At 61.0% G+C, this 22,212-nt stretch carries 15 protein-coding genes; 8 read left to right on the top strand and 7 right to left on the bottom strand.

Features of this window, described 5'->3' with window-relative positions; translation table 11 throughout:
• Positions 1-14: 14 nt before the first annotated feature.
• The 3 genes from KZH41_RS14150 (at position 15) to KZH41_RS14140 (ending at position 4,521) form a co-directional block, all read left to right on the top strand.
• Complete coding sequence (locus KZH41_RS14150) at positions 15-1,229, top strand: MFS transporter (RefSeq protein WP_263275030.1); 1,215 nt, start codon at positions 15-17, stop codon at positions 1,227-1,229.
• Between the two features lie 81 nt (positions 1,230-1,310).
• On the top strand, positions 1,311-2,162 hold the full coding sequence (locus KZH41_RS14145; protein WP_263275029.1) for a CAP domain-containing protein: 852 nt from the start codon (positions 1,311-1,313) through the stop codon (positions 2,160-2,162).
• 172 nt (positions 2,163-2,334) lie between these two features.
• A complete protein-coding gene (locus KZH41_RS14140; RefSeq protein ID WP_263275028.1) occupies positions 2,335-4,521 on the top strand; it encodes a response regulator in 2,187 nt (728 codons plus the stop codon).
• Positions 4,522-4,538: 17 nt separating this feature from the next.
• Here KZH41_RS14140 and KZH41_RS14135 read toward each other — a convergent pair whose 3' ends face one another.
• The 4 genes from KZH41_RS14135 to KZH41_RS14120 form a co-directional block, all read right to left on the bottom strand.
• On the bottom strand, positions 4,539-5,705 hold the full coding sequence (locus tag KZH41_RS14135) for a GGDEF domain-containing protein (RefSeq protein ID WP_263275027.1): 1,167 nt from the start codon (positions 5,703-5,705) through the stop codon (positions 4,539-4,541).
• Positions 5,706-5,756: 51 nt separating this feature from the next.
• Positions 5,757-7,994, bottom strand: coding sequence for a 1,4-alpha-glucan branching protein GlgB (gene glgB / locus KZH41_RS14130; protein WP_263275026.1), 2,238 nt, complete (start codon positions 7,992-7,994; stop codon positions 5,757-5,759).
• Positions 7,991-11,338 carry a maltose alpha-D-glucosyltransferase gene (gene treS / locus KZH41_RS14125; RefSeq protein WP_263275025.1) on the bottom strand — a complete coding sequence of 1,116 codons (3,348 nt, stop codon included), beginning with the start codon at positions 11,336-11,338 and terminating at the stop codon, positions 7,991-7,993. Before treS ends, glgB begins: the two co-directional genes overlap by 4 nt.
• Before the next feature lie 171 nt (positions 11,339-11,509).
• Positions 11,510-13,498, bottom strand: a complete 1,989-nt coding sequence (locus KZH41_RS14120; protein WP_094952341.1) for an alpha-1,4-glucan--maltose-1-phosphate maltosyltransferase — start codon at positions 13,496-13,498, stop codon at positions 11,510-11,512.
• Between the two features lie 204 nt (positions 13,499-13,702).
• Here KZH41_RS14120 and KZH41_RS14115 point away from each other — a divergent pair, with 204 nt between their 5' ends.
• Positions 13,703-13,861, top strand: coding sequence for a hypothetical protein (locus KZH41_RS14115; protein WP_263275024.1), 159 nt, complete (start codon positions 13,703-13,705; stop codon positions 13,859-13,861).
• Between the two features lie 219 nt (positions 13,862-14,080).
• Positions 14,081-15,097, top strand: coding sequence for a M10 family metallopeptidase C-terminal domain-containing protein (locus KZH41_RS14110; protein ID WP_263275023.1), 1,017 nt, complete (start codon positions 14,081-14,083; stop codon positions 15,095-15,097).
• Here the strand turns inward: KZH41_RS14110 and KZH41_RS14105 are convergent.
• Positions 15,086-15,601: an MgtC/SapB family protein gene (locus KZH41_RS14105; RefSeq protein WP_242155902.1), complete on the bottom strand. Its 516-nt coding sequence runs from the start codon at positions 15,599-15,601 to the stop codon at positions 15,086-15,088. The genes KZH41_RS14110 and KZH41_RS14105 overlap by 12 nt on opposite strands.
• Positions 15,602-15,723: 122 nt before the next feature.
• Here KZH41_RS14105 and KZH41_RS14100 point away from each other — a divergent pair, with 122 nt between their 5' ends.
• The 3 genes from KZH41_RS14100 (at position 15,724) to mapR (ending at position 19,061) form a co-directional block, all read left to right on the top strand.
• Entirely contained in the window at positions 15,724-15,963 is a 240-nt protein-coding gene (locus KZH41_RS14100) for a DUF3203 family protein (RefSeq protein ID WP_094952338.1), read from the top strand.
• 184 nt (positions 15,964-16,147) lie between these two features.
• Entirely contained in the window at positions 16,148-17,557 is a 1,410-nt protein-coding gene (gene ccoG, locus KZH41_RS14095; protein ID WP_263275022.1) for a cytochrome c oxidase accessory protein CcoG, read from the top strand.
• Positions 17,558-17,651: 94 nt separating this feature from the next.
• Positions 17,652-19,061, top strand: a complete 1,410-nt coding sequence (gene mapR / locus KZH41_RS14090) for a GntR family transcriptional regulator MpaR (RefSeq protein WP_094952336.1) — start codon at positions 17,652-17,654, stop codon at positions 19,059-19,061.
• Between the two features lie 183 nt (positions 19,062-19,244).
• Here mapR and KZH41_RS14085 read toward each other — a convergent pair whose 3' ends face one another.
• Both KZH41_RS14085 and KZH41_RS14080 read right to left on the bottom strand, forming a co-directional pair.
• A complete protein-coding gene (locus KZH41_RS14085; protein WP_094952335.1) occupies positions 19,245-19,991 on the bottom strand; it encodes an SDR family oxidoreductase in 747 nt (248 codons plus the stop codon).
• 54 nt (positions 19,992-20,045) lie between these two features.
• Positions 20,046-22,142, bottom strand: a complete 2,097-nt coding sequence (locus tag KZH41_RS14080; RefSeq protein WP_242155898.1) for a putative bifunctional diguanylate cyclase/phosphodiesterase — start codon at positions 22,140-22,142, stop codon at positions 20,046-20,048.
• Positions 22,143-22,212 lie beyond the last annotated feature (70 nt).

Raw genomic sequence — 22,212 nt, 5'->3', positions numbered from 1 at the left:
CAAGGAATCGCCCCATGCACACCTCATCAAAAGGCCGACTTATCAGCCTGTCCCTGTCCATGCTGCTGGCCTCCCTCGGCACCAGCATTGCCAATGTCGGCCTGCCCAGCCTGGCGCAGGCGTTTGATGCCTCGTTTCACGCGGTGCAGTGGGTGGTGCTGGCGTACTTGCTGGCGATCACGGCGGTGATTGTCAGTGCAGGCAGCCTGGGCGACCGTCTGGGGCGGCGCCGATTGTTGCTCGCCGGGTTGCTGCTGTTCGCCGTGGCCTGCGCGCTGTGCGGCGCCGCACCTTCACTGCAATGGCTCGTTGCCGCGCGCGTCCTGCAAGGGCTGGGCGCAGCGAGCATGATGGCGATGACTTTAGGCTTGGTCGGCGACACCGTGCCCGCGCAACGCACCGGGCGTGTGATGGGCCTGCTCGGCACGATGTCGGCGGTGGGCACCGCCATGGGCCCCAGCGTCGGCGGCGCGCTGCTCAGCCTGTGGGGCTGGCGCGCGTTGTTTCTAGTGGGCGCGCCTCTGGGTTTGTTGGCCGCCGCCCTCGCCTGGCGGTATTTGCCGGCAGATCAGCAAGGCCGCACGTCGGCCTCGGGCAATGCATTCTGGCTGCCGTTGAAAGACCCAGCCTTGCGCGCAGGCCTGGCGATGAGCACCTTGGTATCGGCAGTAATCATGACCACCTTCGTGGTCGGCCCGTTCTATCTTTCCCGGGGCCTGGAGCTTGAGGCGGCGTGGATGGGCCTGGCGATGGCCGTCGGGCCGTGCGTTTCAGCGGCCACCGGTGTGCCGGCCGGCCACCTCACCGAGCGCCTGGGCAGCCAGCGCATGACGCTCGCGGGGTTGGGCCTCATGGCCGTCGGCGCCCTGGCACTGTCGCTGGTCAGCGCCCTGGTGGCTTACCTTGCCGCGCTAGTGCTGTTGACGATGGGCTACAGCCTGTTCCAGGCCGCCAACAACACGGCGGTCATGAGCGATGTCGACGCGTCACGCCGGGGCACGATCTCCGGCCTGTTGAACCTGTCGCGCAACCTGGGCCTGATTTTCGGTGCCTCGGCCCTGGGCGCTGTGTTTGCCTGGGCCAGCCCCGATGTCACCCGCGCAGCGGCGCAAACCGTGGCTAATGGCCTGCACATGACCTTCGCCGCAGCACTGGCCCTGATCATCGCCGCCAGCACCTTTGCCTGGCGCCGCCACAGCGCCGAGAACGGCGCGCAGAACACCCGTTGAGGCAAAAAAACAAAAAAGGCGTTGCGCCAGACCGGGTTACATCGCGCATCATGGGCACTTTCAAGCTCAAGGGTAATGTCCATGCGCGTGCTGTCATTGATGATGGGTCTTACGACGCTGGCCGCCAGTTTGGCGTTCTGCGCCAGCGCGATGGCGAATGAAGAAAGTCAGTTGGTGCAACAGATCAATCAGTACCGCAGCCAGGTGCAGCGCTGCGGTAACCAGGGTTCCCAGGAACTGCCACCGTTGGCCAGCGACACGCGGCTGGTGCTGCCGGCCACCAATGTCGGCGACTTGCAGCAAGCGCTGGCGCGGGCCGCGTACCCGATGGTGAATGTGCAAGCCATCAGCCTGTCCGGCCCCAAAAATGCCGAGGCGGCGATGAAGGCCGTGCGCGAAAGTTTCTGCCGCGTGGTGCTCGACCCGCAATTTGTCGACATCGGCGTAAGCAACAGCGGCCAGGATTGGCGCATCGTGCTCGCGCGCCCGTTGTTGACCAGCGGCCTGGGCGACTGGCAGACCGAAGGCAAGCAACTGCTGAACCTGATCAACACCGCGCGCGCGCAACCGCGCCAGTGCGGCACCCAGGCGTTTACCGCGACCACGCCGGTGTCGTGGAACGATGAGCTGGCCAATGCCGCCAACAGCCACACACGCAACATGGCCAACGGCAACTTCTTCGACCACCTCGACCACGATGGCCGCACCCCGGGCGACCGCGCGGAGCTGGCCGGCTACATCGCAAAAAACATCGGTGAAAACATCGCCGCCGGCCTCGACACCCCGCGCAAAGTGGTGGACGGCTGGCTCGCCAGCCCCGGCCATTGCGCCAACTTGATGAACCCGCAATTTCGCGAGTTGGGCGCAGCCTATGCAATGGACCCGAAGAGTGACGCGGGGATTTATTGGACCGGTTTATTCGGCGCGCAGTAGGGCGTGAGCAGGCGCCGAACTCCGCCGAGCGCAATCTATCCAAACGGAGGGAGAATCAAATTGCCATCTAGGCGATAATTGCGCTGAACTGGCAGCGGTCAACCGGGTCAGTAGCTTGATACCTGAGGCATTCAGGCACGCTAAAGACTCTGGAAAACAAGGTGTTCACCCAATGATGAATTGGCTGCAAAGCAGCAGCGACATGGCCGAGCGAGTTCGCCAGCATGATTGGGCAAGTACGCCATTAGGTCCATTGGAACAATGGCCTGATGTACTCAAAACCACCGTTGCGCTGTGTTTTGCCTCAAGCTTCCCCCAGTCCATCAGTTGGGGCCCGCACCTGATCACGCTCTACAATGATGCGTTTATCCCTATTCTGGGCGATAAGCCCTACGCATTGGGGCGTGCTTTCAGCGACACCTGGCGTGAAGTCTGGGACGAAGTGAGCCACTTCGCCAATGCTGCCTTTCAAGGCAATGCGACCTACGTAGAAAACTACCCGCTGGTGATTGAGCGTGGCAATGGCCCGGAGCAAGCGTACTTTACGTTTTGCTACAGCCCTGTGCGCGACCCGCAAGGCACGGTCGTCGGCATGCTCAATACGGTCACAGAAACCACCGCCACGGTCTTTCTCGCCCGTCGCCTGGCCGTACTGGATGCCATTGGTAGTGCGGTGGCCAACGCCACCGACGCCGAATCCATCATGACCACCACCACGCGCCTGTTGGCCGAACACCTGCATGTGTCCAATTGCGCCTATGCCGATATGGACGCCGATGAAGACGGCTTCACCATTCGCGGTAATTGGGCGGCGCCCGGCTCGCCAAGTATCGTCGGGCGGTACAGCCTGGCCTCGTTCGGCGCACACGCGATAAAACAGCTGAACGCCGGTGAAGCGCTGGTGATTGGCGACAACCGCGTGGAGTGCACGCCCGAGGAGTCCGCCTGCTACCAGACCGTGGGCGTCACGGCGACGGCGTGTTTCCCGCTGATCAAAGACGGGCGCCTGACCGCCCTGATGGCCGTGCATCACAAGTTTGCGCGCGTCTGGTCGCCCTATGACTTGGCCCTGGTGAGGGAAGTCACCGAGCGCTCCTGGGCGCATATCGAACGGGTGCGCGCCGACGCCGCCGTACGCGAGGGCCTGGCGGCCATTACCGAGCTGAACGCCACCCTGGAGCAGCGCGTCGAAGAACGCACCAGCGCCCTGACCCAGGCCGAAGCGGCGCTGCATCAGTCGCAAAAGCTCGAAGCCATCGGCCAGTTGACCGGCGGCGTGGCCCACGACTTCAACAACTTGCTGACGATCATTCGCTCCTCGGTGGACTTCCTGCGCCATCCCGGGCTGTCCGAAGAGCGGCGCCAACGCTACATGGGCGCCGTCTCGGACACCGTCGAGCGCGCCAGCAAGCTCACCAGCCAGTTGCTCGCCTTCGCCCGCCGCCAACCGCTGAACCCGGAAGTGTTCGATGTGTGCCAGCGGGTCAAGAACATCGGCGAAATGCTCGAAAGCGTGACCGGTGCGCGTATCCATGTGCAGACTCAATTGCCCGGCCAGCCTTGCTATGTGCGCGTCGACCCCAGCCAGTTTGAAACCGCGCTGATCAACATCGCGCTCAACGCCCGCGATGCCATGGAGGGCCGAGGCACCCTGACACTGCGCGTGGCAACGCTGGCGGCGCTGCCGCGTATCCGGGGCGATGCCGAAGCCCATCAGCCGTTTGTGGCGATTGCGCTGGCCGACACCGGCAGCGGGATTCCCGGCAATACCGTCGAGCGCATTTTCGAGCCGTTCTTTACCACCAAGGCCGTGGGCAAAGGCACCGGCCTGGGCTTGTCGCAAGTGTTCGGGTTTGCCAAGCAGTCCGGCGGCAATGTCGATGTAGCCAGCCACTTGGGCCAGGGCAGTGTGTTTACCCTGTACCTGCCTGAAGCGGAACCGGCGGCGGAGCAACCCAGCCTGGCGCAGGAAGACTGCAACCCAACCCACGACACGGCAATGCACCATATTCTGATCGTGGAAGACAACCTGGAAGTCGGCCGTTTCGCCAATCAGATCCTGCAGGACCTCGGCTACCAGACCACCTGGGCCACCGATGCCGAACAGGCATTGGCGCTGGCCGGGCCCGACGGGATGGCGTTCGACGCGATTTTCTCGGATGTGGTGATGCCGGGCATGACCGGCGTGGCGATGGCCAAGCTGCTGCGCCAGAGGCGGCCGGACTTGCCGATAGTGCTGACCTCGGGCTACAGCGAAGAGCTGGCCGACAGTGGCTACGAAGGCGTCGAGTTCCTGGCCAAGCCCTACTCCGCCGACCAAGTGGCCCGTGCGCTGGCCAAATCGATGCAACGCGACTGAGCCCTGCCTCAAGCGCCCTACTCTGCTACCGCCACCTGGTTACGCCCCATGGCCTTGGCGCGGTACAGCGCCTTGTCGGCGGTGTTCATCAGGCTGTGCAGGTCCTGATCGAGGCTGCGGGTGGTGGCAACGCCCAGGCTCGCGGTCAAGCCCTGCACCGGCTCGGAGGCCAGCCCGGAAATCGCCTTGACCAGTTGCTCAGCGATACCCCGTGCAGTTTCCAGTGAGGTATTGGGCAACAGCACCGCAAACTCCTCGCCGCCGAGCCGCCCGTAGACATCGGCCTGACGAAACGATGCACTGATCACCCCGCCGACTTGGCGCAGCACTTGGTCGCCGGCCTGGTGGCCGTAGGTGTCGTTGATATCTTTGAAGTGGTCCATGTCCATCATCAGCGCGCACAGCGGCTGCTGGTTGTGGCGACACTGCGCGTAGAGCACTTGGGCGTGTTCGAAAAACGCCCGACGATTCATCAGCCCGGTGAGTTCGTCGGTCTGGGCGGCGCGTGTGGAAATCGTGTACGCACGCTCCATTTGCCGGGTCAGGCGAAAGGCTTTTTCCAGGGCATCGGACAGTTTGTGCGTGGCGCTGGCCACGAAAAACGAGAACACCAGCACCGCAATGGCCACACCCACTTGCATCGACGAGGGCTGGAACAGCAGCCACAGCGTACACGGCATCAGCACCAGGGCAATGGAGCCCAGGGTCATGTAGCGATAGGCTGAATAACACGAGACCGCGCTGACTGACATGCCCACGGTAAACAGCATGACCAGCACTTGGGATAGGCGGTCGTCCGTGGGCATCACCGCCAACGCGCCAATGCCCCACACGCCCGCCGACAGCATCAGCGTCACCCAGTAACGACGCTCCCAACGCAGGGGCGTACGCTCGTTAATGGGGCAACGAAACCATTCCAAGAACATCTTGATGCGCAACAGCGAGGTGCCCGCCAGCACCGGCAGCCAGACCAGCATGACCTGGTGGTCAAAGCGGTCCCAACACAGCCAGCAGAGCATGCTGGCGGCCAGGTAACTGCCGAAAATGGCGGAGAACGATTGGCGAAATAGCTGGTGCAACCGGTCGGTTCGCACCTGCTCTTCGATAAAACCATCCTGGTCCTGCCCACGTCCAAGGCTATTCATGAAATACGCCTGTTTCGACTGCCTCGACAAAGGCGCCATTGTGGCACCCTGCCAGTAGTGCGGACAACAGAATCCGGCATGCTAGAGCCTTTAAAGGGCTTCCGGCCGCAGAATCAATACACCCAGTGGTGGCAGATTCAGCGAGAGCGACACCGGTTGCCCATGGCGCGCCTCATCCTGAGTGAACACTCCCCCACCGTTGCCATAGTTGGAACCGGCATAGGTGTCGGCATCACTGTTGATCACCTCGCTCCAACGCCCCGCAATCGGCACGCCGACCGAATACGCCTCGCGCGGTACTGGGGTGAAATTGGCAACTACCAATACCGGTTTGCCGTCCTTGCTCCAACGCAGCCAAGCGTAGACGCTGTTGATCGCATCGTCGCCGATTAGCCACTGGAACCCTTGAGGTGCGTCGTCCTGTTCGTGCAGCGCCGGCTCCTCGCGGTACAGGCGGTTCAGGTCGCCGACCAGCTTCTGCACGCCCCGGTGCTCGGGGTATTGCAGCAGGTACCAGTCCAACTGCTGATCGTGGTTCCACTCACGCCATTGGCCGAACTCGCAGCCCATGAACAGCAATTTCTTACCCGGGTGCATCCACATGAAGCTCAGGTAAGCCCGCAGGTTGGCAAACTTCTGCCAGCGATCGCCGGGCATCTTGTCGATCAGCGAATGCTTGCCGTGCACCACTTCATCGTGAGAGATCGGCAGGATAAACCGCTCGGACCAGGCATACACCAGGCCGAAACTCAGCTCATTGTGGTGATGGGCGCGGTACACCGGGTCTTGCTGGATGTAATGCAAGGAATCGTGCATCCAGCCCATGTTCCACTTGTAGTTGAAACCCAGGCCACCTTGCTGCGTGCTCTGGCTCACACCCGGCCAGGCGGTGGACTCCTCGGCAATCACCAGCGCGCCCGGTGCTTCGAGCGCCACCACGTCGTTCAAGTGCCGCAGGAAATCGATGGCTTCGAGGTTCTCGCGGCCGCCATGGCGGTTGGGCACCCACTCGCCGGCTTTGCGCGAGTAGTCGCGATACAGCATCGAGGCCACGGCATCCACCCGTAAACCGTCGACATGGAAGTGTTTAAGCCAGTGCAGCGCCGAGGCCAGCATAAAGCCGTGCACTTCCGTGCGGCCCAGGTTGTAGATCAGCGTGTCCCAATCCTGGTGAAAGCCTTCCAGCGGGTTGGCGTATTCATACAGCGCGGTGCCGTCGAACTGGGCCAGGCCGTGGGTGTCGGTGGGGAAATGCGCTGGCACCCAGTCGAGGATCACGCCGATATTGGCCTGGTGCAGGGCATTGACGAAAAAGCCGAAATCTTCCGGCGAGCCAAAACGCGCACTCGGAGCGAATTGTGACAACGCTTGGTAACCCCAGGAGCCGCCGAACGGGTGTTCCATAATCGGCATCAGCTCGATATGGGTGAAGCCCAATTGCTGCACATGCGGAATCAATCGATCGGCCAGCTCGCGCCAGCCGTACTGGCGCGATACTTCGCCGGCCTCGTCCAGCTCGCATTGCCAGGAACCGACGTGCAGCTCATAAATCGACAGCGGCGCCGTGGTCTTGTGCTTGTCGCCGCGCGACTGCATCCACTCATGGTCTTGCCAGTCCACCTGCAACGGCGCGGCGACTTTCGAGGCGGTGTCGGGCGGCAGTTGGGTGGCCAGTGCCATCGGGTCGGCCTTGAGCGGCAGAATCCCGTTGGCACCGAGAATTTCGTACTTGTAGGCCGCACCCGGTTGCAGGCGTGGGATAAAGATTTCCCACACGCCAGACGGATGACGCAGGCGCATCGGGTGACGGCGGCCGTCCCAGATATTGAAGTCGCCCACCACCGACACACGCCGGGCATTCGGCGCCCACACGGCGAAGCGCACACCCTGCACGCCGTCGACGCTGGTCACCTGCGCACCGAGGCAACTGCTCAGGTCACGGTGATTGCCTTCGGCAAACAGGTACAGGTCCATTTCACCGAGGAGCAATTGGTTGAAGCTGTAAGGGTCTTCGGTGATCTGCTCACCGCCGGCCCACTGGATCTTCAGCAGGTAACCCTGGCGCGTGTTGAAATACCCGACAAACAGACCCGGCACCTGAGTCGCGTCGAGGCTGCCGATCTGTTCACCGCTGTCACGCGCCAAGACCTGAACACTCAGGGCTTCGGGCAGGAACGCGCGGATAAACTGCCCGCCCTGCTCGTCATCATGCGGCCCCAGAATCGAGAACGGGTCATGGTGCTCGGCGCGCACCAGTGCTTCGACGTCCTTGGACGCCGGCATTGCAGTCAATTTCGGTTGCAGCGGTTCTTTATTTGTAAAGCTCATGACGTCTCCCCACCGCGTGCAGTTTTCGATATAGGTGTCAGCCCGCTGAGCAGGCCGTGCAAACCTTGCAACGGCACCGGCAACCAGGTCGGGCGGTTTTCCGCTTCGTAGGCCACTTCGTACGCGGCCTTCTCCAGGCTGAACAACGTCAGCGCGGCGCTCTGGCCTTTGGCATCCTGCCAGTCATGCGCCAGTGTAGTCGTCGCCTGATGATAAGCCTGGGTAAATGCCGCTCGCGCTTCATTCAGGTAACGCTCGGTCACGCGTTTACGGGCGATATCCGCTTCGGGCGAGTGATCCACTCCTTGCACATTCAGGGCCATGGCGGCAGCGTAATCAAACGAACGCAGCACGCCACTCACATCTTTATACGGGCTGTGCTTGCCGCGCCGCTCATGCAGCGGCCGCGCCGGTTCACCTTCAAAGTCGATCAAGTAAGCATCGCCCTTGACCACCAACACCTGGCCCAGGTGCAAGTCACCGTGGACCCGAATCCGCAAGCCGCCCGCCGTGGCTTTCGCCAAGGCCTGGACGTGACCGGTGATGGCTTTTTTCTGCGCCAGCAACTCACTGACCCGCGCCTGATCGGCAGGGTTCAATTGGTTTTGATGCAGCTTGAGCAAGTGCAGCGCGCGGTCGATCTGCGCCCCGACGTCCTTGGCCCAGGCCTGGGTGTCCTTGACCGTGGTGGCTTCGGGGTTGAAGGCCTTGTTGGTGGTTTTCGCCGCCAGCACCCCATGCATTTCACCCAGGCGCTGGCCGAGCAGGCCGGCAAAGTCTTTTAACTCACCCAAGGCGTTGTAGTGCTGTTCCTGCTCGGAGATGGCTTCGGCCAGTTCGTCGCGAATCGCGCGCTCCAGGTTGTTCTGGGTCCAGCCCCACGCATCGCCCTGGTTGCTCAAGTAGCCCTGGGCGATCATCAGCAGGTTGTCCTGGCCCTCGGCATCATGGCGAATCATCGAGCCCAGCAGCGGCGAGATATTCGGGTAGCCGGCGGCGGTCAAATAAGCGCTCATTTCCAGCTCCGGATGTACCCCGGCGCTGACTTTGCGGATAAGTTTGAGCACCAGGCTTTCGCCCACCACCACGGAGCTGTTGGACTGTTCGGCCGCCAGGTAGCGCACCTGCGACTCATCGCTCAGTTGCAACTGGGCCAAGTTCGGCGTGGCCTCAAAGCGCAAATCACCTTCACGGGTGTTCAACACCGTGCCGGCTTGCAGGCCGTGGATCACCGCACGAATAAAGTGCTCGAGGCTGAAGGCATCGGTCACCAAGCCCACCTGACGCGCTCGGCGTACGCGGGCCAGCGCCAACTGCTGCGGCAAGGCGCTGGTGAACTGGTCTTCACCGAGAAAGCCGAACGGCAGTTGGTAGCGACTGACCTGACCACCGCTGCTGACCTCGATTTCGCTGAGCAGCACCGGGTACTGCGGGTCGCCGAAGCGCACGCCGTAGGCGATGTGCACACTGTCGATGGCGGTGTCCTTGCCCGCGAACCAGCGCCGCTTGGGCAGCCAGGCCGGCAGCGAGGTGTGCTCCAAGGTGGTGCGGCACGGTTCTTCGAGTAACTCTTCCATGCGTTTTTTCAGCACCAACGTAGTGAAGTCCGGAATGCTCTGCGCCGGTTCCACATGCCAGCTCGGCATCTGGTTTTCCGCCGCCAACACGAACCAATAGAAACCGTACGGCGCCAGGGTCAGCAGGAAATTCAGCTGGCCAATCGGCGGGAAGGCATTACCGCCGAGCATTTCCACCGGCACCATGCCGGCAAAGGCCGACAAGTCCAGCTCGGCCGCTTGGGCACTGCGCGACACGTTGGCCACGCACAGGATGATCTCGTTGCGCCCATCGTCGCCGGTGTATTCGCGGGTATAGGCCAGGATACGGCGGTTGCTCGGCGAGAGCATTTTCAAGCTGCCACGGCCAAAGGCCTTGGACTGCTTGCGCACCGCCAGCATGCGTCGGGTCCAGTTCAGCAGCGAGTGCGGGTCCTGGGCCTGAGTCTCGACGTTGACCGACTGGTAGCCGTAAAGCGGGTCCATGATCGGCGGCAGCACCAGGCTGGCCGGGTCGGCGCGGGAGAAGCCGCCGTTGCGGTCGATGGACCATTGCATCGGCGTGCGCACGCCGTCACGGTCGCCGAGGTAGATGTTGTCGCCCATGCCGATCTCATCGCCGTAATACAAGGTCGGCGTGCCCGGCATTGAAAGCAACAGGCTGTTAAGCAATTCAACGCGACGGCGGTCGCGCTCCATCAGCGGCGCCAGGCGCCGACGAATACCCAGGTTGATCCGTGCACGACGGTCGGCGGCATAGTAGTTCCACAGGTAGTCACGCTCTTTGTCGGTGACCATTTCCAGGGTCAGTTCATCGTGGTTGCGCAGGAAGATCGCCCATTGGCAGTTGGCAGGGATCTCCGGGGTTTGGCGCAAAATGTCGGTGATGGGGAAGCGATCTTCCTGGGCCAGGGCCATGTACATGCGCGGCATTAGCGGGAAGTGAAAGGCCATGTGGCACTCATCGCCGTCATCACCCTTTTTGTCACCAAAGTAGAGCTGCGTGTCTTCCGGCCACTGGTTGGCCTCGGCGAGCAGCATGCGGTCCGGGTAATGCGCGTCGATCTCGGCGCGGATCTGCTTGAGGACGTCGTGGGTTTCCGGCAGGTTCTCGTTATTGGTGCCGTCGCGCTCGATCAGGTACGGGATGGCATCCAGGCGCAGGCCGTCGATGCCCATGTCCAGCCAGTAGCGCATCACCGACAGCACCGCTTTCATCACCTGCGGGTTGTCGAAGTTGAGGTCCGGCTGGTGGGAATAGAACCGGTGCCAGAAGTACTGGCCGGCGACCGGGTCCCAGGTCCAGTTGGACTTCTCGGTGTCGAGGAAAATGATGCGGGTGCCGTCGTATTTCTGGTCGTCGTCGGACCACACGTAGAAGTCTCGAGCGGCCGAACCCGGCTTGGCCTTGCGCGCACGCTGGAACCAGGGGTGCTGGTCGGAGGTGTGGTTGATCACCAGTTCGGTGATAACCCGCAGCCCGCGGTTGTGCGCTTCGGCAATAAAGCGTTTAGCGTCGGCCATGGTCCCGTAATCGCTGTGCACGCCACGGTATTCGGCGATGTCATAGCCGTCATCGCGGCGTGGCGAGGGGTAGAACGGCAAGAGCCAGATGGTGTTCACGCCCAGGTCGGCGATGTAGTCGAGCTTAGCGATCAGCCCGGGAAAGTCACCGATGCCGTCATTGTTGGAGTCGAAATAGGATTTGACGTGAACCTGGTAGATCACCGCGTCCTTGTACCAGAGCGGGTCTTTGATAAAGGTGGCAGCCTTGGGTTTCTTCGCCATTGGAAACTCCTGAAATGCTTGAACATTGACCTGAAGGGGCGCGTTCGATGTGGGAGCTGGGTTGCCTGCGATAGCCGTGTGTCAGGCAAAAAATCTGCCACTGACAGACCGCTATCGCAGGCAAGCCAGCTCCCACCTTTACTCTTCATCAGTCTGAAGATCAGGCTCGGCTTAGGAAGTGGTGATGCGCCATATTCCAAACGGGGTGTGCGGCTCCAGCCGCAGCCACTGGGTCTTGCCGTACCAAGTCCAGCGATGGCCGTTCATCAAGTCTTCGCCTTGGGTCTGGGCATCATCCGGCAAGCCCATTTCCCACAGCGGCAACTCGAAATCCGCCTCTTGGGCATTGAACGGGTCGAGGTTGACGGCGACGAGGATGAAATTGCTGCCGTCTTCACTGCGCTTGCCGAAGTACAGAATGTTGTCGTTCCACGCGTTGTAGAGCTTCAGGCCCAAGTGGGTCTGCAACGCAGGGTTCTGCCGGCGGATACGGTTGAGCTGGGCGATCTCGGCAATGATGTTGCCCGGGGCGGTGAAGTCCCGTGGGCGGATCTCGTATTTTTCCGAGTCCAGGTACTCTTCCTTGCCCGGCACCGGGGCGGCTTCGCACAGTTCGAAACCCGAATACATGCCCCACAGGCCCGAGCCCATGGTGGCAAGCGCCGCGCGGATCAAAAAGCCTGGTCGGCCGGACTGATGCAGGAAGCCCGGGTTGATGTCCGGCGTGTTGACGAAGAAATTCGGCCGGTAACACTCGCGCCACGGCGACTCGTTTAACTGCGCGAAGTATTCGCTCAGCTCGGCCTTGGTGTTGCGCCAGGTGAAATAGGTGTAACTCTGCGAGTAACCGACCTTGCCCAGGCGCGCCATCATCGAAGGGGTGGTGAACGCCTCGGCCAGGAAGATCACGTCCGGGTGTTTGGCGCGCACATCGCTGATCAGCCACTGCCAGAACGGCAGCGGTTTTGTGTGCGGGTTGTCGACGCGAAAGGTCTTCACGCCCTCTTCTACCCAACCGACCACCACGTCGCGCAGCTCGGTCCATAGGCTGGGGATTGAGTCGGCGGCATAGAAGTCAACGTTGACGATGTCCTGATACTTCTTCGGCGGGTTCTCGGCGTATTTAATGGTGCCGTCCGGGCGCCAGTTGAACCATCCGGGGTGCTGCTTGAGCCACGGGTGGTCCTGGGAACACTGGATGGCAAAATCCAGGGCGATCTCCAAACCATGCTCGGCGGCGGCCTTGACCAGTCGGCGGAAGTCATCGCGGCTACCCAATTGTGGGTGGATGGCCTCATGGCCGCCCTCCTCGCTGCCAATCGCGTACGGGCTACCGGGATCATCCGGGCCGGCGGTCAGGGAATTGTTCTTGCCTTTGCGGTGGCTGCGACCAATCGGGTGAATCGGCGGGAAATACAGCACGTCGAAGCCCATGTCGTGGATCATCGACAGCCGCGAGTGAACATCGTTGAAGGTGCCGTGACGCGCGGGATCGTCGGTAATCGAGCGGGGAAACAGCTCATACCAGCTGGCAAACTGCGCAGCCTCACGCTCAACGTCAATCGGGTAGACGGGGCTGATACTCAAGTAGGCGCGGTGGTCGGCCTGGGTCATCAAGTGCGCACTGTCTTCGTGCAAAAATTGTGCGACCTGCTCGGTTTCCAGCAGCCCGGAGAGTTCATGGTGCAACAGCATCAGGCGGTCACGCAGCTCATTGTCACTGCGCTCAGCGGCCTGCAGCACCAGGCTGCGGCCTTCCTGCAATTCCAGGCTGACCGGCACGCCGGCTTCGTGCTTTTTACGCAATTCGTAGCAGAAGCTGGCGAACGTATCGATCCAGGCTTCGATGCAATATTCATGGGGGCCTTGCTGGGTCACGCTAAACGCGCCCTCCCAGCCATTGTTGCCCACATCTGCCATGACCACGCTGTGCCAGCTTTCGTCCTGCAGCGGGCGCCAGCGAATCAGCACGGCGAGCTTGTCATGGCCGTCGGCGAACACCTTACTGGTGACGTTGACCCGCTGGCCAACCACCGCCTTTACAGCAAATTCGCCGCCGTCGATCACGGGCGCGGTGCTTTCGATAGCGATCCTAGGCAGCAGCAGCGCCTGGGACAGTGGCAATAAAGAATCGTCTGGAGCCAGTGTTTCAGCAGTCATCGAGCATCTTCCCCTTACGCCCTGTGGACGCTCTTTGCTTGATCCGAATTCTGAGGCGGCAGCGCTCTCCCTGAGCAGGGCCGTAATAGGTCCGAGCCTGCCGTCAGCGCAAAAGTTCAGGTGGATGTGCCGCCATTGGGCGGGGAATCAAATCTCCCCGGCGGTTGTCCACCGGTAGAGCAAAGCACAAAGGAGGCCACACCGATGAATATCCCGATCCCGGCTGAAACACCTGATCCGAATATCGACGATCCGACATTACCGCCTGCGCAGCCACCGCCGACTCCTGAACAGGAACCCCCTGAAAATGAGCCGCCGCCAGTGCAGGAACCTCCAACAAGCGAGCCGCCGGTCATCCTCTGACGTATTCGCTGCTGGTTCGACGTCCGCCTGCTCAATCCGCGTAATGGTGGCAATCGAACCAAGACGTGCAGGCGGACGTTAATAGTCGAAATTTCCCACCTACATTAAAGGAAAACCCCAAATCCAACCGACCTGGTAGTTCCCATACTGATCTGACGCTGACTTCAACGCCAAGTCCGAGGCCCCAGCGTTCAGCCGATCCGCATATGAGGAATTACCGTGTCGACCATCTATCAGCCATCGCAAGTCCGCTCCGACGCGCCTCCAATCCACGCTAAGTCGCAGGCCACTCCCCCAGCACCCGCCGTCGTGTCTGACAAAGCCATGGACGACCTGCTCCAGTCGGGCCCCAACAGCGACCGGCAGCCGATGCGCCCCGATGAGCCCAAGATGACGCCTGAAGGCCGGGCCATAATAGAGGGAGAGCTCAAAGAACTCAGTGCCCAGCTAACTCCTGCAACGGTCGAGCTCATGATGCGCCACCCTGAATCCGACGAGTCAAAAGCCCATTACGATAAGATCGACAGGGTGTTGACCCCAGACAACATCAAGGGCATGTTGGCCGGCAAGAATGCGGCGTCTTGCACAAAGACGCTTGCCAAGATCGAGACCCAATTAAAAAAAGAGTCGATCGACACTGCTCTCGATCCTATCTCAAACGAGCAGGTCGAGGCCTACCGCAGACATGTGGAATCGATACTGTTCGATCTAAAGGTCCGCTTGATAATGGCCCCGGATGAAAAACGCTTTGAAATAGCCAGCGATTCTTTCCGAAAAGAGGACCCCCGCCTGACGAGCATTCAACACTATATAAATGACGTGTACGCCAAGAGTAAGCACCTCTACGACATTGCCACCGAGGTGCACAAAGCGATCGGGGCGCTGCAAATTGCACATCCTGAAGGTTTGGAGCTAGAGAAATACCGCGAACCTGACCACGCAAAGCATTCCAAAACCTACAGCTTCAGTAATACCGCAGCATCTACCCTTGAACACCCCTCCGAAATCAGGAATTTCGTCGCTGACCGAGACAAAATCGACGTCACCGGTATTAGTAAGCAGCTCAATAAACCCCTGCACTGGGTCAACCAATTATCCGGCGCCAGTGGCGAGATGCAGTTGAAATACTCGCGTGAAAATAATGCCAGTGTGCTGGTGATTTCCGGCATCAAAGGGGAGCCGGCGCTGGTCGCGAAGATATTCGGCCAAGTGAAAGAAAAGGACCTACTGATCTGACCGGCGGTCATCATGGGCCTCGAACGCCCTGACAATCCGGGGCATCACGCTAAATACCGCCAAGGCCAACAACGTACTGAGCACCGCGGTCGATTCGCGGCCCATACCCGCGGCAACCCCAATCGCAGCGGTCATCCAAAGGCCGGCAGCGGTGGTCAGGCCTTTGACGTGCTGGCCGTCCTCATCTTCCTTGCCTTTGAGGATGGTGCCGGCGCCAAGAAAGCCAATCCCCGCAATCACCCCCTGCACGACGCGGCTCATGGCATCGGCCTGATTACCGGACATCTGCGGCACCAATACAAACAGCGCCGCACCCAATGCCACCAGCATATGGGTACGCACGCCCGCCGCCTTGCCCTTGTGCTCACGTTCAAAGCCGAGAATACCGCCCAGGATCGCGGCGATCAGCAGGCGCACGGTGATCTGGGTAAGTTGCTTCGCATCGCCGATGTCAGCGAACTCGGCTTGCAGGGTTTGCCACACTTCTTGCCACCAGGCGTCCATGGAAGCACTCCTTTGTGATTATTGATAAACGATGGACAGCGGCGACCGCCAGTCAGTTGCCTGGAACGCTTGGCACAGTGGTGAGCCCTAACAATTACCAGCCTACGGAAAAGGAGATCACCATGCCTGTACGTATCGACAACCAAACGTGCTACTTCAAGGTCGACGAAAACGGCCAGGAACGCAGCCTGCCGGCGCCTGAGATAGAGGTCCTTACCGACAGCCTCAAGTCCATGTCTTTTGTGGTGGTGGAAGGCGAGCGAATCTACATCACCGAAGCGCAAGCCGACGCATTGACCGTCGCCGGCGCCGTGGATGGGCGTAAACACTTGAAGGCGACCGACAGTGATTCGGTGATTTGATTGATCTGTATCAGCACCCGCTCAATAGCGCTGCACTCCAGGCGCCACGGGGTGCAGCAGATCGTCGCAGGCCTGCCTGAAAAACCCATCTGATCCGCTTTTTATCGCCCTAGCTGAGTCTGTTATGCAAACAGAGCGGCGTTCATAGTTCATCGGCCTGATGGAGGCTGATGAGCGAACGACCATGAGCGAAAGAATCCCCACCGTGGAAACCTTTGAGCCCATACACCCAAAGAAGGTGAAGGCCAAAACCAGCGATAACCTGATCCATACCCGCAGCTTCACCGGCCTGTTCCGCACCTTGCGCGTGAGCGGTGCAGCCCTACTGTTCCTGGCGTTTTTCGGCACCGTGTGGCTGAACTGGGGTGCACGGCAAGCCGTGCTGTGGGACCTGGCCGAAAGCAAGTTCCACATCTTTGGTACGACCTTCTGGCCCCAGGACTTCATCCTGCTGTCAGCGCTGTTGATCATCTGCGCCTTCGGCCTGTTTGCGATTACCGTGTTTGCAGGCCGCGTGTGGTGCGGCTACACCTGCCCGCAAAGCTCGTTTACCTGGCTGTTCATGTGGTGCGAAAAAGTCACCGAGGGCGAGCGCAACCAACGCATCAAACTGCAGGCGGCACCCTGGAGCCTGAACAAACTGGCGCGGCGCTCGGCCAAACATACGTTGTGGCTGGGTATTAGCGTGCTGACCGGGCTGACCTTTGTCGGCTACTTCACGCCCATCCGCCCCTTGGCCCTGGAGCTGCTGACCTGGCAAATGGGTGGTGTGAGCCTGTTCTGGGTGCTGTTTTTCACGGCCGCCACCTACATCAATGCCGGTTGGCTGCGCGAAGCGGTGTGCATGCACATGTGCCCTTATGCGCGGTTCCAGAGTGTGATGTTCGACAAGGACACGCTGACCATTTCCTACGACGTGGCCCGTGGAGAAAACCGTGGGCCACGCAAGCGCGAGGTGAAGCCTGCCGATGTCGGCCTGGGTGACTGCATCGACTGCCAGCTATGCGTGCAGGTGTGCCCCACCGGCATCGACATCCGCGACGGCCTGCAAATGGAGTGCATCGGCTGCGCGGCCTGCATCGACGCCTGTGATTCGATCATGGACAAGATGGGCTATGCCCGTGGCCTGGTCAGCTATACCTCCGAACACCAACTGCAAGGCGGCAAAACCCACCTGCTCAGGCCGCGGCTGATCGGATACAGTGCCGTGCTGCTGGTGATGATCGCCGCGTTGGTGGTGGCCCTTGTGGGGCGGCCGATGGTATCGCTCGACGTGACCAAGGACCGTGGCATGTTCCGCGAAAACAGTCAGGGCTTGATCGAAAACATCTACAGCCTCAAGGTCATCAACAAGACCCAGCAGCGCCAGGACTACCGTCTGGAACTGGTGGATGCCGATGGCTTCGAGTTGCAAGGCAAGACCGAAATCAGCCTGGCACCGGGGGAAATCAGCGATGTGCCGGTGTCGGTGGCGTTGTTGGCCGACAAACCGGCGAGCAGTTCGCAGCCCCTGCGCTTCAAGGTGACGGATGTGGATGAACCGTGGATCTACAGTGCTGCCGATAGCCGCTTTGTGGCGCCGATGAACCGCTGAGGTCTGGCAAACACAAACGATCAATGGTGGGAGCTGGCTTGCCAGCTCCCACCTTTAGCCCTGCGTACACTTTTACAAAGCTAATTAGGCCCTCATGAAACGCTACGAAAAATTTGCCGATGACATCGCAGAACTGATCCGCTCCGGCGTCCTCGGGCCCGGCCAGCGGGTGCCGTCGGTGCGTTATGCGAGCCAGACCTATGGCGTCAGCCCGTCCACGGTCTTCCAGGCGTACTACCTGCTGGAGCGCCGTGGGCTGATTCGCGCGCGGCCGCGTTCTGGCTACTTCGTCAACGCCCATGCGCCGAGCCCGTTTTCCGAGCCGGTGGTAAGCGAGCACGTGCATGAGTCCACTGAAGTGGATGTGAGTGAGCTGGTGTTTTCGGTGCTCGACTCCATCAAGGACCCCAATACGGTGCCCTTCGGCTCGGCCTTCCCCAGCCCGATGCTGTTTCCGTTGCCGCGCCTGGCCCGCTCCCTGGCCAGCGCCAGCCGCGAGATGGACCCTCGCCTGGTGGTCACCGACATGTCACCGGGCAACCCGCAACTGCGTCGACAGATTGCTCTGCGTTACATGGTCGGCGGCCTGATGCTGCCCATGGAGGAGCTGCTGATCACCAACGGCGCCCTCGAAGCGTTGAACCTGTGCTTGCAGGCCGTGACCGAGCCGGGCGACCTGGTCGCCATTGAAGCCCCCGCGTTTTATGCCTGCCTGCAAGTGCTGGAACGCCTGAAACTCAAGGCGGTGGAAATCCCCGTGCACCCGCGCGATGGCATCGACCTCAACGCCTTGGCGCAAAGCCTTGAGCGTTACCCGATCAAGGCCTGCTGGACCATGACCAGTTTCCAGAACCCCATGGGCGCCACCTTACCGGAGGCGAAAAAACAAGCGCTGGTAGAACTGCTGCGCAGCCACCAGGTGCCGCTGATCGAAGATGATGTGTATGCCGAGTTGTATTACGGGCAACAAGCACCGAAACCGGCCAAGGCCTTCGACACCGAAGGGTTGGTCATGCACTGCGGTTCCTTTGCCAAGAGCCTCGCGCCGGGTTACCGCGTCGGCTGGGTCGCGGCCGGGCGTTATGCGCAGAAGGTCGAGCGCCTCAAATTGATGACCTCGTTGTGCCCCTCGATGCCGGCCCAGGCAGCGATTGCCGACTACCTGCAACATGGTGGCTATGACCGGCACCTGCGCAAATTGCGTTACGCCCTGGAAGAGCAGCAAAGCGCCATGCTGGCCGCCATCGCCCGTTACTTCCCCGCACAGACGCGGGTCAGCCAGCCGGCCGGCGGGTATTTCCTGTGGTTGGAACTGCCGGAACAGACCGATTCGCTGAAGTTGTTCCAGATGGCCCTGGCACAGGGCATCAGCATTGCGCCGGGGCCGATTTTTTCGGCGACTCAGCGCTTCAGGAATTGTATCCGTTTGAATTATGGCAGCCCGTGGACCGAGGCGTCGGAGAAGGCAATGGAGACGTTGGGGCGGATTGTGCGGTCATTTTGAGGGCAAAGTGAAGGTCGCCAATTTCGTTTGCGCTATGGACGCTGATCGGGAACAGCTCGGGCCGAAACAACGTATAGGGGAACGGGTCGATCGCATACTGTGGGCAAAACATCATTAACACCGGCTGCCTTACGCTTATTTGCTGACCATTTCCTTGTCAGGAAATGGTCTTTTTTATCAATATCAGCGCCCGCCGCCCAAATCCAGGAATGCCCCGGTGGTGTAGGAAGCCTTGTCCGACAGCAGCCAGATGATCGCTTCCGCCACTTCATCCGGGCGACCGCCACGGGCCATGGGAATGCCGGACTCCAGTTTGCTGACGCGGTCCGGGTCGCCACTGAGCGCGTGGAAGTCGGTAAAGATATAGCCAGGGCGCACGGCGTTGACGCGAATCCCCTCACCCGCCACTTCTTTGGACAGGCCAATGGTGAAGGTGTCCAGCGCGCCCTTGGAGGCGGCGTAGTCGACATATTCACCCGGCGACCCCAGACGCGCGGCCACCGACGACACATTGACGATACTGCCGCCCTGCCCGCCATGTTTGGGTGACATACGCAGCACCGCGTGCTTGGCGCACAGCATCGGCCCCAGCACATTGGTCTTCATGATCTTCAGGATGCGGAACTCGGACATCTCATCGACCCGCGACTTATGCCCCACGGTACCGGCGTTATTGACCAGCGCGGTCACACGGCCCAGTTCCGCATCCACGCGATTGAACAGCGCGATCACTTCATCTTCGATGCTGACATCCGCACGCACTGCAATCGCCTGGGCGCCCAGGGCGCGAACGTGTTCCAGCACACTATGGGCGGCTTTTTCGTCGCACTGGTAGTTGATGCAGATACGGTAGCCCTCGCGAGCAGCCAGCAATGCCGTCTCGGCGCCGATGCCACGGCTGCCCCCGGTGATGATGACGACTTTGTCCATGCGTGCAGTCTCCTGATTCAACCATCTGTTTAAGGTTGGATCCAAGAATACCCGTCACCCACCGCTCTTGTCAGGCGCTACCGCCTCTTTGGCGCGCTGGATGTCGGCCATGAAACCCTCAGCCGGCAAGGGATGCCCCAGCAAGTAGCCTTGCAGCGAGTTGCAACCCAAACGCGTCAGGAAACTCTGCTGCACATCGGTCTCCACACCTTCAGCGACAATCCGCAGCCCCAGAGCCTGGCCGAGGGCGACGATCGCGGAAACGATGGCCGCATCGTCGCTGTCATGCTCCAGGTCGCGAACAAAACCACGGTCGATCTTCAACTCGTTGGCCGGCAAGCGCTTGAGGTACATCAGGCTGGAATAGCCCGTACCAAAGTCGTCGATGGACAGGTCCACACCCATGTCCGACAACTGCTGCAACACCGTCATGCTCGCATCGGCATCGCTCATGGCGGTGGTTTCAGTGATTTCCAGGGTCAGGCTGTTGGCCGGCAACTGGTGACGTTCGAGGGCGGCGGCGACACTGTTGACCAACCCGACATGGCAAAACTGCAGTGCCGACAGATTCACGGCAATGCGCCAGTCTTCATAGCCCTGGGCGTACCACACGCGCATCTGGCGACACGCTTCATTCAGCACCCACTCGCCGATCGGGATGATCAACCCGGTCTTTTCCGCCAGCTCGATAAAGGCCGCCGGCATCAGTAAACCTTGCTGCGGGTGCTCCCAGCGCAGCAGTGCTTCGGCGCCGACAGGCAGACCACTAAGCGCATCGAACTTAGGCTGGTAATACAACCGAAACTGCTCGTGCTCCAGGGCATTGCGCAGGTCCTGCAGCAACTGCAGTTGTTTGCGCGCGTTGGTATTCATCGACACGTCAAAGAAGCTGTAGCCGTTCTTGCCCATGCCCTTGGCGTGGTACATCGCGGCGTCAGCATTCATCAACAGTTCCTCGGGGTTGCCGCCGTTGCCCGGAAACAGCGCGATACCGATGCTGGCGGAGATTTTCAGCTCATGCTCGGCCACCGTGAACGCACGGTTGATCAAGCCGACCTGGCGTTCAGCCAAGCCCATGGCATCGTCCGGCTGCGTCAATTGCACCAGCAATACAAATTCATCACCGCCGATGCGTGCCAGGGTGTCCTGGCTGCGCAGATCTTCGCGCAAGCGCAGGCCCACTTCGCGCAGCAACTGGTCGCCCATGTGATGACCAAACGCATCGTTGACCGGTTTGAAACCATCCAGGTCGATAAACATCAACGCAAAGCAACCGCCCTGCTCCTTCACCGCCTGGATGGCTTGTTGAATGCGGTCGGCGAGCAAGGTGCGATTGGGCAGACCGGTGAGCATGTCATGCAGGGCCAGGTGGGTCAGTTCCTGGTTGGCCAGGCTCAGGGAGTCGGCGAGTACGGCAGTGCGCGTCTCCAGGCGTGCGTCGAGCAAGGAGGTCAGCAACGCGATGGTTAACACCGCCAACGAGGTGACCAGCACCAAGTTATCCAGGCCTGTGCCGCTCAGCCCTGTCAGCGCGGCGCCGCAGAAACTGTCGTCGTCAAAACGTGCCGCCGCCATGCCGGTGTAGTGCATGCCCACGATCGCAATGCCCATCACCACCGCTGCCCCGCCACGTGCCAGGCGCACGTACGGCGTGTTGCGCCGCAGGTTGAAGGCGATCCACAGGGCTGCGCCAGACGCCCCGACGGCAATCAGCAACGAGGCGCCGAACAGGGTGGGATCGTAGTCGATACCCGGGGTCATGCGCATTGCGGCCATGCCGGTGTAGTGCATGCTGCTGATGCCCGCGCCCATGATCAATGCGCCAAACCCCAGTTGCCACGCGGGCAGGCGTGGTTGGCTGACCAGCCACAAAGCAAAGCCGCTGGACAACACGGCGATTAGCAGCGACAGCGCGGTGATGCTCAGGTCGAACCCCAGGGCAAACGGCAGGTGTAAGGCCAACATGCCGATAAAATGCATGGACCACACGCCTACGCCCATCGCCAATGCACCGCCCGTCATCCACAAATACACCGCGCGGCCCTTGGTGGTCGCGATGCGGCCGGCGAGGTCCAGCGCGGTGTAGGACGCCAGGATCGCGACGAACAGCGAGATCACGACCAGGGAGGGGGAATAGCTACCGATCAGCATGGGGTTTCTCAAGACTGACGGGCATTGAAGGCCCGTGGCAGGTGGCAAAGCGGGCGATTGTAGCGAGAAT

Source organism: Pseudomonas sp. YeP6b, assembly GCF_025642995.1.
Classification (GTDB): domain Bacteria; phylum Pseudomonadota; class Gammaproteobacteria; order Pseudomonadales; family Pseudomonadaceae; genus Aquipseudomonas.
Note: the sequence above shows the minus strand (reverse complement) of the source record. Positions and strands in the feature narration are given on the sequence as shown.

Bases quoted from the DNA above. Each gene is read 5' to 3' on its own strand.
- KZH41_RS14085 (WP_094952335.1), bottom strand. From the start codon at position 19,991: ATGGACAAAGTCGTCATCATCACCGGGGGCAGCCGTGGCATCGGCGCC.
- treS (WP_263275025.1), bottom strand. From the start codon at position 11,338: ATGGCGAAGAAACCCAAGGCTGCCACCTTTATCAAAGACCCGCTCTGG.
- KZH41_RS14120 (WP_094952341.1), bottom strand. From the start codon at position 13,498: ATGACTGCTGAAACACTGGCTCCAGACGATTCTTTATTGCCACTGTCC.
- mapR (WP_094952336.1), top strand. From the start codon at position 17,652: ATGAAACGCTACGAAAAATTTGCCGATGACATCGCAGAACTGATCCGC.
- glgB (WP_263275026.1), bottom strand. From the start codon at position 7,994: ATGAGCTTTACAAATAAAGAACCGCTGCAACCGAAATTGACTGCAATG.
- KZH41_RS14115 (WP_263275024.1), top strand. From the start codon at position 13,703: ATGAATATCCCGATCCCGGCTGAAACACCTGATCCGAATATCGACGAT.
- KZH41_RS14145 (WP_263275029.1), top strand. From the start codon at position 1,311: ATGCGCGTGCTGTCATTGATGATGGGTCTTACGACGCTGGCCGCCAGT.
- KZH41_RS14100 (WP_094952338.1), top strand. From the start codon at position 15,724: ATGCCTGTACGTATCGACAACCAAACGTGCTACTTCAAGGTCGACGAA.
- KZH41_RS14135 (WP_263275027.1), bottom strand. From the start codon at position 5,705: ATGGCGCCTTTGTCGAGGCAGTCGAAACAGGCGTATTTCATGAATAGC.
- KZH41_RS14140 (WP_263275028.1), top strand. From the start codon at position 2,335: ATGATGAATTGGCTGCAAAGCAGCAGCGACATGGCCGAGCGAGTTCGC.
- KZH41_RS14150 (WP_263275030.1), top strand. From the start codon at position 15: ATGCACACCTCATCAAAAGGCCGACTTATCAGCCTGTCCCTGTCCATG.
- ccoG (WP_263275022.1), top strand. From the start codon at position 16,148: ATGAGCGAAAGAATCCCCACCGTGGAAACCTTTGAGCCCATACACCCA.
- KZH41_RS14105 (WP_242155902.1), bottom strand. From the start codon at position 15,601: ATGGACGCCTGGTGGCAAGAAGTGTGGCAAACCCTGCAAGCCGAGTTC.
- KZH41_RS14080 (WP_242155898.1), bottom strand. From the start codon at position 22,142: ATGCTGATCGGTAGCTATTCCCCCTCCCTGGTCGTGATCTCGCTGTTC.